The sequence below is a fragment of the Streptomyces flaveus genome (assembly GCF_014647675.1).
GTDB classification, from domain to species: domain Bacteria; phylum Actinomycetota; class Actinomycetes; order Streptomycetales; family Streptomycetaceae; genus Streptomyces; species Streptomyces flaveus.
In genome coordinates this window covers 534,590-545,032 of record NZ_BMPQ01000002.1, presented here as the reverse complement: position 1 = coordinate 545,032, position 10,443 = coordinate 534,590, and the positions used below count along the sequence as shown (strand labels likewise).

14 protein-coding genes and 1 pseudogene are annotated in these 10,443 nt (G+C 70.8%); 11 read left to right on the top strand and 4 right to left on the bottom strand.

Annotation, left to right across the window (positions count from 1 at the left end; genetic code table 11):
* The 3 genes from IEZ21_RS05745 to IEZ21_RS05735 all read left to right on the top strand — a co-directional run.
* A partial coding sequence (locus IEZ21_RS05745; protein ID WP_246567294.1) for a carbohydrate ABC transporter permease occupies positions 1-924 on the top strand: 924 nt, incomplete at its 5' end.
* A gap of 53 nt (positions 925-977) precedes the next feature.
* Positions 978-1,895, top strand: coding sequence for a 5-dehydro-4-deoxyglucarate dehydratase (locus tag IEZ21_RS05740; protein ID WP_189320755.1), 918 nt, complete (start codon positions 978-980; stop codon positions 1,893-1,895).
* On the top strand, positions 1,892-3,148 hold the full coding sequence (locus IEZ21_RS05735; RefSeq protein WP_189320754.1) for a glucarate dehydratase family protein: 1,257 nt from the start codon (positions 1,892-1,894) through the stop codon (positions 3,146-3,148). Before IEZ21_RS05740 ends, IEZ21_RS05735 begins: the two co-directional genes overlap by 4 nt.
* Before the next feature lie 14 nt (positions 3,149-3,162).
* Here IEZ21_RS05735 and IEZ21_RS05730 read toward each other — a convergent pair whose 3' ends face one another.
* The 3 genes from IEZ21_RS05730 to IEZ21_RS05720 all read right to left on the bottom strand — a co-directional run bounded on the left by IEZ21_RS05730 (position 3,163) and on the right by IEZ21_RS05720 (position 5,244).
* Positions 3,163-4,101: a 1-aminocyclopropane-1-carboxylate deaminase/D-cysteine desulfhydrase gene (locus tag IEZ21_RS05730; RefSeq protein ID WP_373302181.1), complete on the bottom strand. Its 939-nt coding sequence runs from the start codon at positions 4,099-4,101 to the stop codon at positions 3,163-3,165.
* Between the two features lie 113 nt (positions 4,102-4,214).
* On the bottom strand, positions 4,215-4,805 hold the full coding sequence (locus IEZ21_RS05725; RefSeq protein WP_189320753.1) for an N-acetylmuramoyl-L-alanine amidase: 591 nt from the start codon (positions 4,803-4,805) through the stop codon (positions 4,215-4,217).
* Between the two features lie 205 nt (positions 4,806-5,010).
* Complete coding sequence (locus IEZ21_RS05720) at positions 5,011-5,244, bottom strand: hypothetical protein (RefSeq protein WP_189320752.1); 234 nt, start codon at positions 5,242-5,244, stop codon at positions 5,011-5,013.
* 243 nt (positions 5,245-5,487) lie between these two features.
* Between IEZ21_RS05720 and IEZ21_RS05715 the strand changes: the two genes are divergently transcribed.
* From IEZ21_RS05715 to IEZ21_RS05690, 6 genes and pseudogenes are all read left to right on the top strand, one after another.
* Positions 5,488-6,087: a GNAT family N-acetyltransferase gene (locus IEZ21_RS05715; RefSeq protein ID WP_189320751.1), complete on the top strand. Its 600-nt coding sequence runs from the start codon at positions 5,488-5,490 to the stop codon at positions 6,085-6,087.
* Between the two features lie 13 nt (positions 6,088-6,100).
* A pseudogene (locus IEZ21_RS05710) lies at positions 6,101-6,208 on the top strand (dihydrofolate reductase family protein); the annotation flags it as partial.
* Positions 6,209-6,262: 54 nt separating this feature from the next.
* Positions 6,263-6,499: a hypothetical protein gene (locus IEZ21_RS05705; RefSeq protein ID WP_189320959.1), complete on the top strand. Its 237-nt coding sequence runs from the start codon at positions 6,263-6,265 to the stop codon at positions 6,497-6,499.
* A gap of 117 nt (positions 6,500-6,616) precedes the next feature.
* On the top strand, positions 6,617-7,030 hold the full coding sequence (locus tag IEZ21_RS05700) for a YciI family protein (protein ID WP_189320750.1): 414 nt from the start codon (positions 6,617-6,619) through the stop codon (positions 7,028-7,030).
* 13 nt (positions 7,031-7,043) lie between these two features.
* A complete protein-coding gene (locus IEZ21_RS05695) occupies positions 7,044-8,276 on the top strand; it encodes an RNA polymerase sigma factor (protein WP_246567293.1) in 1,233 nt (410 codons plus the stop codon).
* Positions 8,277-8,286: 10 nt separating this feature from the next.
* Entirely contained in the window at positions 8,287-8,616 is a 330-nt protein-coding gene (locus tag IEZ21_RS05690; protein WP_189320748.1) for a DUF952 domain-containing protein, read from the top strand.
* Position 8,617: 1 nt separating this feature from the next.
* On the opposite strand, the gene IEZ21_RS05685 is transcribed toward IEZ21_RS05690, so the two are convergent.
* Positions 8,618-9,367, bottom strand: coding sequence for a VOC family protein (locus IEZ21_RS05685; protein WP_189320747.1), 750 nt, complete (start codon positions 9,365-9,367; stop codon positions 8,618-8,620).
* Positions 9,368-9,523: 156 nt separating this feature from the next.
* On the opposite strand from IEZ21_RS05685, the gene IEZ21_RS05680 reads away from it, so the two are divergent.
* Together IEZ21_RS05680 and gvpJ are read left to right on the top strand one after the other, a co-directional pair.
* Positions 9,524-9,850: a gas vesicle protein GvpO gene (locus IEZ21_RS05680; protein ID WP_189320746.1), complete on the top strand. Its 327-nt coding sequence runs from the start codon at positions 9,524-9,526 to the stop codon at positions 9,848-9,850.
* Between the two features lie 137 nt (positions 9,851-9,987).
* Positions 9,988-10,395 (top strand): gas vesicle protein GvpJ, encoded by a 408-nt coding sequence (gene gvpJ, locus IEZ21_RS05675; protein ID WP_373302175.1) that lies wholly within the window; start codon positions 9,988-9,990, stop codon positions 10,393-10,395.
* The last annotated feature ends 48 nt before the right edge of the window (positions 10,396-10,443 follow it).

Here is a 10,443-nt window from a genome sequence, read left to right as displayed (position 1 = left end):
CCCGCCCCGGCCGCCGCTCGGCCTTCCGTACGACGTACCGCCAAGGAACCCCGCCACAGCACGCCCGCGCGGTTCGACACCGCGCTCGGCTGGAGCGACCGGCCCGGCCTCGGCATGGCGCTGCGGATCCTGCTCTGTCTGCTCGCCCTCGCCGTCTTCGCGGCGCCATTCCTGACGATCATCTCCGGCGCCTTCGACGAGAACGCGCGGGGCTCGGTGCTGTCGTTCTATCCGCACCACGCCACGCTCACCAACATGCGGGTGGCGGGCGACAGGGGCATCTGGGACTACTTCACGAACTCCCTCGTGATCGCGGGCGGCGGGCTCCTGCTCCAGCTGACCGTGTCCGTGCTGGCGGCCTACGCGCTGGCCCGGCACAGGTTCCGCGGACAGGCCCTCGTCATGACCCTCTTCATGCTGACGATGATGCTCCCCGAAGAGGTCATCGCCATCCCGCTCTCGCTCGTCCTGGGCGATGTGCCGGTGGTCGGCATCGACCTGAAGGGCACCGCCTTCGGCGTGATCCTGCCGGTCGGCGCCTGGGGTTTCTCGGTGATGCTGCTGGCCGAGTTCATGCGGGAGATACCGACGGAGATCGAGGAGGCCGCGCGGATCGACGGCGTCGGCGAGTTCCGGATGCTGTGGCAGATCGTGCTGCCGCTGTGCAAGCCCGCACTCGGCGTCGCCGGGGTGCTCGGCTTCATCATGATCTGGGACCAGTACCTGCTGCCGCTGATCGCCGCCAAGGACCCCACCGACTACACCGTCACCGTCGCTCTGTCCGTCCTCCGCAACGACCCCGAGATCGGCTCGGGCGTGGTCTTGGCCGGTTCCGTCATCGCACTCGTACCCAGCCTCGTCGTCTACCTGCTGCTCCAGCGCTCGCTGGTCAGCGGCATCACGGCCGGCGCCACCAAGGGCTAGGCCCGACTCTCACCGGCGCCACCAAGGGCCAGGCCCCACTCCCAGAGGAAGAGATGAAGTTCCCCAAGCTCAAAGGCGTGCAGTTCTTCCCGGTCACCCCGTTCGGCACGGACGGGGCCCTGGCCGGGGAGCTGCTCGCCCAGCACATCGACTCCGGCGTACGCGCCGGAGCGGGCGGTGTCTTCGTCGCCTGCGGCACCGGCGAGTTCCACGCGCTGTCGCCGGAGGAGATCGAACGCGCGACACGCGTGGCCGTCGAGACGACCGCGGGCCGCGTCCCCGTCCTGTCCGCGGCCGGCGGGCCGGTCCCCACGGTCCTCGACCAGGTGGCCCGCATCGAGCGGGCCGGCGCCGACGGCATCCTGCTGCTTCCCCCGTACCTGGTGACGGCCCCGCAGGAAGGCCTGCTGCGCTACGTCGAAACCGTGACCGCTGCCACCACGCTGCCCGTCGTCTTCTACCAGCGCGGCACCGCCCGGCTCACCGCCCCGACCGCGGCCGCAATCGCCGCCCTGCCCGGGGTGATCGGCCTCAAGGACGGCATCGGCGACATCGAGCTGATGCACCGCATCGTGCGCGCGGTGCGCGCCCTGCCCGACAGCGGCGACTTCCAGTTCTTCAACGGCCTGCCGACGGCCGAGATGACCGTACCGGCCTACCAGGGCATCGGAGTCGAGCTCTACTCCTCGGCCGTCTTCGCCTTCGCCCCGGAGATCGCGCTGGCCTTCCACCAGGCCCTGGCACAGGGCGACCAGACCCTGGTCGCCACCCTCCTCACCGAGTTCTACGCCCCACTCGTCGAGCTCCGCGACGAGGTGCCCGGATACGCGGTCTCGCTGGTCAAGGCAGGGGTACGGATCCGGGGGCTGGACGTCGGCGGCGTACGGCCCCCGCTGCTCGACCCCACGCCGGAGCACCTTGCCCGGCTCACGCAGTTGATCGACCACGGCCTGGAGGCGGTAAAGGCATGACCCTCGGCACCCGGATCCGCGAACTGGCCATCACGCCCATCGCGTTCAGCGACCCGCCGCTCCTCAACTCCAGCGGGGTGCACGAGCCGCTCGCCCTGCGCTGCGTCCTGCAACTCGTCCTGGAGGACGGCACCACCGTCGGCCTGGGCGAGTCTCCGGGCGGCACCGACCGCCTCGAACGGCTCCGGACTGCCGCCCGTGTCGTCCCCGGCATGGACGTCTTCGACACCACCGCCATCGCCGCCGCGATCGACGCCGCGCTGCTGCCGACCGTCCCCAGCTCCCACGAACGCGGCTGGACCACCTCCGCCGTCGAGGTCGCCTGCCTCGACGCGCAGGGCAAGCTGACCGGTCGTTCCGTCTCCGACCTGCTCGGGGGCACCGTCCGCGACGCCGTCCCCTTCGCCGCGTACCTGTTCTACAAGTGGGCCGGACATCCCGCCCTCGACGGCCGCCCGGCCATCGGTGACGACTGGGGCGAGGCACTCGATCCGGCCGGCATCGTCGAGCAGGCCCGGCTGATGCAGGAGCGGTACGGCTTCCGTTCCTTCAAGCTCAAGGGCGGTGTCTTCCCGCCCGACGAGGAGATCGCCGCGATCCGCGCCCTCGCCGAGGCCTTCCCCGGCCGGCCGCTCCGCCTCGACCCCAACACGGCGTGGACCGTGGAGACTTCGCGCCACGTCGCCCGGGAACTGGACGGCGTCCTCGAATACCTGGAGGACCCCACCCCGACCATCCCCGGCATGGCCGAGGTCGCGCGAAGCGCCCCCATGCCGTTGGCCACCAACATGTGCGTCATCGCCTGGGAGCATCTGCGCCCCGCCATCGAGCAGGGCGCGATCCAGGTCCTGCTCACCGACCACCACTACTGGGGCGGCCTGCGCCGCACCCGCGAACTCGCCGCCGTCTGCGAGGCCTTCGGACTCGGCCTGTCCATGCACTCCAACTCGCACCTGGGTATCAGCCTCGCCGCCATGACCCATGTCGCCGCGGCCATCCCCAACCTCGACACCTCCTGCGACACCCACTACCCCTGGAACTCGGCCGACGACATCATCGTCCCGGGCGCCCTGGAACTGAGCGACGGCTGCGTCAAGGTCCCCACCGGTCCCGGTCTCGGCGTCGAACTCGACCCGGAAGCCCTGGAGCGGGCACACCGCCGCTACGTCGACTCGGGGATCAAGGACCGCGACGACACGGGCTACATGCAGCGGTTCCAGCCGGAGTACGAGCGGAAGCTGCCCCGGTGGTGACCGGGTGAACGGACTTACGACCGGGTGAGCGGCGCTCCTGTGATCACGGCCGCGAGCCTCGTCCCGCGGGGGAAGGCCCCTTCCTCCGTGAGGGCCAGCAGTCCGTACAGCATCTTCGCGACATAGAGGCGCTCGACGGGCAGACCGTGGCGCTGCTCGAAGTCGGTGGCGAAGGCGTCGAGTTCGGGGGTGGTGCGGGCGTAACCGCCGCAGTGGAAGCGGTCGTCGAGGGACCAGTTGCCGCGAGGGCCGCCGAAGGACTGGTGCTGGAGGGTGCGTATGTCCGCGTCGAGGAAGCCGCCCTTGAGGACGGGGATACCCAGGGCGCGCTGAGCGGGGCTGAGTCCCGCTGCCAGGCCCGCGAGTGTGCCGCCGGTGCCGCAGGCGAGCGCGATGACGTCGGCGTGGCCGCGCAGCTCCTCGCCGAGGGCGTGGCAGCCGCGTACGGCAAGGGAGTTGCTGCCGCCCTCGGGGACGACGTACGCGTCCTCGGCGCCGGCCTCCCGGAGGATGGCGGCCAGCGTTTCCGGCTCGCTCTTGTGACGGTAGGTCGATCTGTCGATGAAGCGCAGCCGCATACCGTCGGACGCGCACCGGGCGAGGGAGGGGTTGAGGGGACGTTCGGCCAGCTCCTGGCCGCGGATCACGCCGATGGTGGGCAGGCCCAGGAGGCGGCCCGCGGCGGCGGTGGCGCGCAGGTGGTTCGAGTACGCACCGCCGAAGGTGAGGACCGTACGGCCCGCCGCGGCGCGCAGGTTCGGGGCCAGTTTGCGCCACTTGTTGCCCACCAGGTCCGGGTGGATCAGGTCGTCCCGCTTGAGCAGCAGCCGTACGCCGTGACGCGCGAAGCGCTCGTCCGCGACGTCCCGCAGCGGCGACGGCAGTCGCGGCCGCAGGACGGCGGGGTCGAGCGCTTCGGGGATGTGGGGGGCGTCGGAACCCTTGAGGGCCACCGGGTTGTCCGGGTCGTCTGAGTCGTCTGGGCTGGCCACACGACCATTGTCGGACAGGTGTCCGGGGCGGCGTCGTCGGACGCCCGTACGCCTGTGCCCTTACGCCCCGTACGTCACTTCAGGCGGTCGCGGATGCGCCTCCGCATGGAGGCCATGGTGAAGCCGCGCGGGTCGACCTTGCCCGGCTGCCATTCGAGGTGGCCGATCACCGAGCGTTCCGTCCAGCCGTGGTGGCGGCAGATCGCCGCCGCGGCCCGCTCGATCGCCTCCAGCTGGGCCGCGGGCCAGGGATCCTCGCCGTCGCCGAGGTTCTCGCACTCGAAGCCGTAGAAGTAGCGGTTGCCGTCGGTGTTCGCCTCGTTGTCCCGCGGGAGGCCCCTCTCGGCGATGACCGCGCGCAGTACGTCGTCGTCGCCGTACCCGGCGTGGTTGGCGCGGCCGTAGCCGACGAGGTGGACTCGGCCGTCCTTGGTGATGACGCCGTGGCACAGCGGGCCCGGCAGGCCGCTGTAGCCCTTGCGGCAGATCTCCACCGTCCGCTTGCTGCCCGATGTCACCGTGTGGTGGATCATCACGCCGTGGACGGGGCCCCAAGGGCCCTTGTGATTGCGGTTGTGATGCTCCCAGTCGCCTACTTCGACGACGGTGCAACCTTCGTCCCGCAGCCGCTCCAGGAATCTGCCCGCGGACATGGGTGAGGCCATGACCGCCTCCTTACATGGGGGGCGCGACGGCCACCCATCGCGACCGCCTCGTACCGCCGCTTTTACCCGGAACTCCACGGCGGGGACCACTTGTTCGCACACTGTGCGAGCCGATTCGGTCGGCTTGATCGGTGAGGGGTGATCAGCACTCGGTGATCGGCGGTCCTTGCCGGTGGTCCTTGGCCGGCGGTACGGGCGGGTCGCGTCAGGAGCGCAGCACTCCGTCGCCGTGCGTCGCGATGTGGCTCTCCAGGGCCTGGAGGGCGCGCTGTGTCGCGTCGGGGGAGCCGGTGCCGTGCCGCTCGGCGTAGTAGGCCGCGCCGAGACTCTTGAGCAGGTCGCCGCCCGCTCGCTGCGCCTGCACTTCGTCGATCTTGTGCTTGCCCTGCGTGAGGCCGCGCTGTGCTTGTTCCTTGGCGCGGTCCAGGAAGCCTGCCATTGCTGTCTCCTCGTCGTTCGTCCGTCGCTGGTCCAACGCCTGGCTCGATCTTGGTGTTCCCGGCCGGAAATGTCCGTGGACCCGGTCGGCGGCTGCCCAGCCCGACAAGTCCTATGCCGTCCCTCTTTGTCAAAGATCCACCCCTGCCCCTTCGGGCCACCCCTGCGAGTGATGATGTCGATGCGGCTCGCATAGGCTGCAACCGCCAGTTGACGACGGGTGGTTGAGGCGGAGGTATCGGGCATGGGCGTGGCGATTCGCAGAGCCGGGGAAGGCGATCGGGAGGCCGTGACGCGGCTTCTGGACGACGCTTTTCAGAACGACCCGGTGAGCAGCTGGGTCTTTCCCGACGCCGAGGATCGTCGCCGTACGCATCCCCTGTTGATGGGAGCCTTCCTCGGCATCGTGCTCGAAGCGGGCTACGTGGATGTCACCGAGGACGGTTCGGCCTGTGCGCTGTGGCTGTCGGTGCCCGCGGAGGCTCATGAGGAGGACGAGGACGGGCCTGCGCAGATACGTGAGGCCGTCGATCCGGACAACGAACGGATCGAGCAGATCGCCCAGTTGACGGCCCAGGTGCACCCGTCGGGCACGGCCCACGAGTACCTGTGGATGATCGCCGTATCTCCGGAACGGCAGGGCGAGGGCCTCGGTACGGCGCTCATCCAGCACGTGCTCGACCGCTGTGACCGCGAGCACCTGCCCGCGTACCTGGAGGCGAGCAGCGCCCGCAGCCGCACCCTGTACGAACGCCTCGGCTTCACCTCCATGGACCGCACCCTCGACCTGCCCGACGGTCCGCCCATGTGGCCGATGTGGCGCGATCCGGCCCCGCGCGCCTGACGGAGGGTGCCCCGGTACGCCGATGTTCGGCTCCGCCTTCGCGCTCACCGAGTTCACGCTCGGCACGGTGCGCACCTTCAAGAACGGCGTGCTCGTCCGCACGTACCAGCGCAGGCGCTGACGCGGGCACGTCGCTCGTCTGTCGGCTTGGCCCGTCCCGCAATACCCTGGAGACATGGCCAGTGATGAGTACGTCTGTCCCGTTTGCGGCCACCCCGTCGAGCAGGTCGTGCGCCGCCACAAGACCCTGGGCGTGTTCGTGCCCCTGTGGCGTCCCGGCCCGTGCAAGAACCCCGAGTGCCAGGCGTACGCGGCGGCAGAGGTGGAAAAGGCGGAAGAGGCCGAGCCGCAGCCCGTCGTCACGGCGGAGTCCGGACCGGCGGTCGACAGGGTCGAGGATCGGGACTCCTGACGCTCTTCCCGCGAGCCTGAAAAAACTTCCGCGAGTGTGTAGAGAAGCGCGGCCCGGCTCCGACGTCCCCTGTGAGAACCGCCCACCACGGGCGGCCCGAGCCGAAGGAGCGGACTCATGAAGTACCTGGTGATGGTGCAGGGCACGCAGGCGGACTACGAGGCCCAGGCGGGCAAGCCCACCGCCGGTGTCCCGGTCTGGAGCAAGGAAGACATTCAGGCCATGTACGCGCACATGGGGGCGATCAACGACGACCTCGCCGAGTCCGGTGAGTTCATCGACGCTCAGGGGCTGGCCGAGCCGGCCCAGACCCGCCTGGTCGGCAAGGGCCCGGACGGCAAGCCCGTGATCACCGACGGGCCGTACGGCGAGACCAAGGAAGTGATCGCCGGATACTGGCTCCTGGAGTGCGCGAGCCTGGAGCGGGTCACGGAGATCGCCGAGCGCGTCATCCAGTGCCCCGTCCCCGAGGGCGCGAACGAATACCCCGTCGTCATCCGGCCGCTCGGCGACGACGGAGGCGATGCGTGAGCATGGGAGACGCTTGAGACGTACGACCGAGGTCGAGGACCTGCTGCGCCTGCACGCGCCGCAGGTCCTCGGCGCGCTCGTCCGCCGGTACGGGCACTTCGACGCCGCCGAGGACGCCGTACAGGAGGCGCTGCTGGCCGCGGCCGGGCAGTGGCCCGAGTCGGGGGTGCCGGACAACCCGCGAGGCTGGTTGATCAAGGTCGCCTCGCGGCGGCTCACGGACGCGCTGCGCAGTGATCAGGCGCGGCGGCTGCGTGAGGAGAAGGCGGCGGCGCTCACACCGCGCGACGCCTTCACCGCGCCGCCGCCCGGGCCCGACCGCGCGCCCTCCGAGGACGACACGCTCACCCTGCTCTTCCTCTGCTGCCACCCGGATCTGCCGCCGCCCGCCCAGATCGCGCTGACGCTCCGGGCCGTCGGCGGTCTGACGACGGCCGAGATCGCCCGCGCGCATCTGGTGCCCGAGGCGACGATGGCGCAGCGGATCAGCCGGGCCAAGCAGCGGGTGAAGGGCACGCGTTTCGGCCGCCCCGACCACTGGGAGGAGCGGCTGCCCGCCGTCCTCCACACGCTCTACCTGATCTTCAACGAGGGCTACACGGCCACCTCCGGAGCCTCCCTCCAGCGGGCCGAACTCGCGGGCGAGGCCATCCGGCTGGCCCGTACGGTGCACCGCCTGCTGCCCGGCGACTGCGAGGTGACCGGCCTGCTGGCCCTGATGCTCCTCACCGACGCCCGTCGCGCCGCGCGCACCGGCCCGCACGGTGAACTGGTCCCCCTCGACGAGCAGGACCGCGGGCTGTGGGACAAGGCGGCGATCGAGGAGGGCGTGGCCCTGGTGACCCGGGCCCTGTCCCAACGCCGCCCGGGGCCCTACCAGTTGAGGGCCGCGATCGCCGCCGTCCACGACGAGGCGGACTCGCCCGACAGCACCGACTGGCACGAGATCCTCGGCCTCTACGACGTCCTCGTCCACCTCGTCCCCAGCCCCGTCGAACGCCTCAACCGTGCCGTGGCCGTCGCGATGGTCCACGGACCGAAGGCCGGTCTGGCCGAACTGAACGCGCTCGCACCGGAGTTGACGGCAGGCCATCGCCTCGACGCGGTCCGCGCCCACCTCCTGGAACGCGCCGGTGACCCGGAGGCGGCCCGCGCCGCCTACGAGTCGGCCGCCGCCAAGACCCTGAGTCTCCCCGAACAGCGCTACCTCCGGGCCCGCGCGGCCCGCCTCCAGGACATCACTTAGCGTGTCGCCCATGCCCGAACTTCTGCACATCACTGAACGCTCCCTCTGGGACGCGGCCCGCAAGACCGGCACGTACGAGATGTCGACGCGCGGTCGCACCCTCCAGGAGGAGGGCTTCATCCATTGCTCGACCCGCGCCCAACTCCCGCGCATCGCAGCCTTCCTGTACGGCTCGTACGAGGGCCCCGACGACCTCGTGGTCCTGGTCATCGACCCCGAACAGCTCGGCGTGCCGTTGAAGTACGAGGCCCCGGAGCCGGGCGGCGAGGAGTTCCCGCACATCTACGGGCCGATACCGGCGGACGCGGTGATCTCGGTGGAGCCCTGGGGGCGGGCGTGAGCTAGGCGGGCAGGCCTCCGGTCACGGGATCCCGGCCCGTCAGGCAGTACGTGCCGCCCGCCGGGTCCCGCATCACCGTCCACCGGGCGCCGCGGCTCACGAACGAGGCGCCCAGCGTCTCGTGCCAGGCACGGGTCGCCTCGATGTCCGAGCAGGACAGGTCGAGGTGGGCGGCGGTGGGGCGGTCCTCGTCGAGGCGCTGGAGGAGGATGCGTACGGGGAGGCCGGCGGGGGACTGGACGATGTGGAACTCCGGGCGCGAGCCCGGGTGCGCGTCCCAGCCGGTGAGCGCGGGCCAGAACGCCACGTCACGGTCGTACGCCGGCGGGGCCAGGTCGACGCACACCTGGTCGAGGCGGTTCGTCGAGCCGTCGGGGCCCTCGGTCACCGGCGGCCGGGCCGACTCGCCGTGCCAGGGCACCACGCAGAACAACTGGCCGCCGGGGGAGCGCAGTACGGCCCAGCCCGGGTTGTCGGAGACCATCTCCGCCCCCAGCCGCAGCGCCGACTCCACCAGCGCGGGAACGTCCTCGGGGCACAGGTCCAGATGTGCGCCCCCGCCACCCGACGCGACGCCCTGTGCCTTCACGCAGGCGTCGGCGCCGTCCTCCGGCAGCAGGGTCACGAACTCGGCCCGCTCGCCCCGGGGCGGCGACAGGCGTGTCCTGGTGACCGCCGTCCAGAAGTCACAGGCCCGGCCGAAGGCCTCGGCGGGACGGTCGACGAAGGCGTACGTCCAGCGGATGGTCATCGGGCGATCGTAGGTCAGGACGTCAGCGCTCCGCCGCTTGCGGCGAGGGTGAAGGCCGTCTCAGAACTGTTCTGGCTCCTGGTGGTCAGCCGACCCGCACAGGATCTTCGGCCGATCCTCTCCCCACACGGGCCGCGGACTTGGCACGGTAGGGGCATGACAAGCACCGAATCGAACGACCCCGACGCACCGAAGACCCCCGACACGGCAGGGGGCTCCGGGCGTGTGACGGCCGCTCAGGCCATGCGCGGCGCGGCGGTTCAGCTCGCCGAGCTGCTCGGCACCGACCCGGATTCCGTCTCCGCCCTCCGGCCGGCGCAGGACGGCTGGACGGCCGACGTGGAGGTCGTGGAGCTGGTACGGGTCCCCGACACCATGACCGTCATGGCCACCTACCGGGTCACGCTGGACGTGCGGGGCCAACTCCTCGGCTACGAACGGGTGCGCCGCTACGCCCGCGGCCAGCTCGACCGGGAGCGCTGAGACCCCGACCTGCCTCTGCTCCAACTCCCGCTTTCCGGCGGCGGTTTTCGGCCTCGCCCGTGAACACGGCCACTGCGGCTCCCGTACGTACCAGTGGAACGGCCCCGTACGGAGCACAGCGAAGGGAACCCGAACCCGTGACCGTCATGACCCAAGCAAGCGGAACGCAACCCGTTGCCGCCTCCAGTTCCAGCGGTTCGGGGACCGCCGGGCTCTACGACATTCTCGAACTCATCCTGGACCGCGGACTCGTCATCGACGTGTTCATCCGCGTCTCGATCGTCGGCATCGAGCTGATCAAGATCGACATACGCATCGTCATCGCCAGCGTGGACACGTATCTGCGCTTCGCCGAGGCCTGCAACCGTCTCGACCTGGAGGCGGGCCGCAAGGCGCCCGCCCGGCTCACCGACATCGTCGGCGACATGGTCGAGAGCGGAGCCAGGGGCACGACCGGCGGCGCGATCAGCGGAGCCGTCGACGGCGCAGTCGACGCGATCGGCGACCTCTTCGGCGGCGACGACGAGGAGGAGAAGAAGCGGTGAGCAACAAGGAGAAGGGGGAGAAGGAGGAGGAGCGGTGAGCGACGTCCC

Bases quoted from the DNA above. Each gene is read 5' to 3' on its own strand.
- IEZ21_RS05740 (WP_189320755.1), top strand. From the start codon at position 978: ATGAAGTTCCCCAAGCTCAAAGGCGTGCAGTTCTTCCCGGTCACCCCG.
- IEZ21_RS05705 (WP_189320959.1), top strand. From the start codon at position 6,263: ATGGCCAGTGATGAGTACGTCTGTCCCGTTTGCGGCCACCCCGTCGAG.
- IEZ21_RS05680 (WP_189320746.1), top strand. From the start codon at position 9,524: ATGACAAGCACCGAATCGAACGACCCCGACGCACCGAAGACCCCCGAC.
- IEZ21_RS05690 (WP_189320748.1), top strand. From the start codon at position 8,287: ATGCCCGAACTTCTGCACATCACTGAACGCTCCCTCTGGGACGCGGCC.
- IEZ21_RS05685 (WP_189320747.1), bottom strand. From the start codon at position 9,367: ATGACCATCCGCTGGACGTACGCCTTCGTCGACCGTCCCGCCGAGGCC.
- IEZ21_RS05715 (WP_189320751.1), top strand. From the start codon at position 5,488: ATGGGCGTGGCGATTCGCAGAGCCGGGGAAGGCGATCGGGAGGCCGTG.
- IEZ21_RS05725 (WP_189320753.1), bottom strand. From the start codon at position 4,805: ATGGCCTCACCCATGTCCGCGGGCAGATTCCTGGAGCGGCTGCGGGAC.
- IEZ21_RS05700 (WP_189320750.1), top strand. From the start codon at position 6,617: ATGAAGTACCTGGTGATGGTGCAGGGCACGCAGGCGGACTACGAGGCC.
- IEZ21_RS05720 (WP_189320752.1), bottom strand. From the start codon at position 5,244: ATGGCAGGCTTCCTGGACCGCGCCAAGGAACAAGCACAGCGCGGCCTC.
- IEZ21_RS05735 (WP_189320754.1), top strand. From the start codon at position 1,892: ATGACCCTCGGCACCCGGATCCGCGAACTGGCCATCACGCCCATCGCG.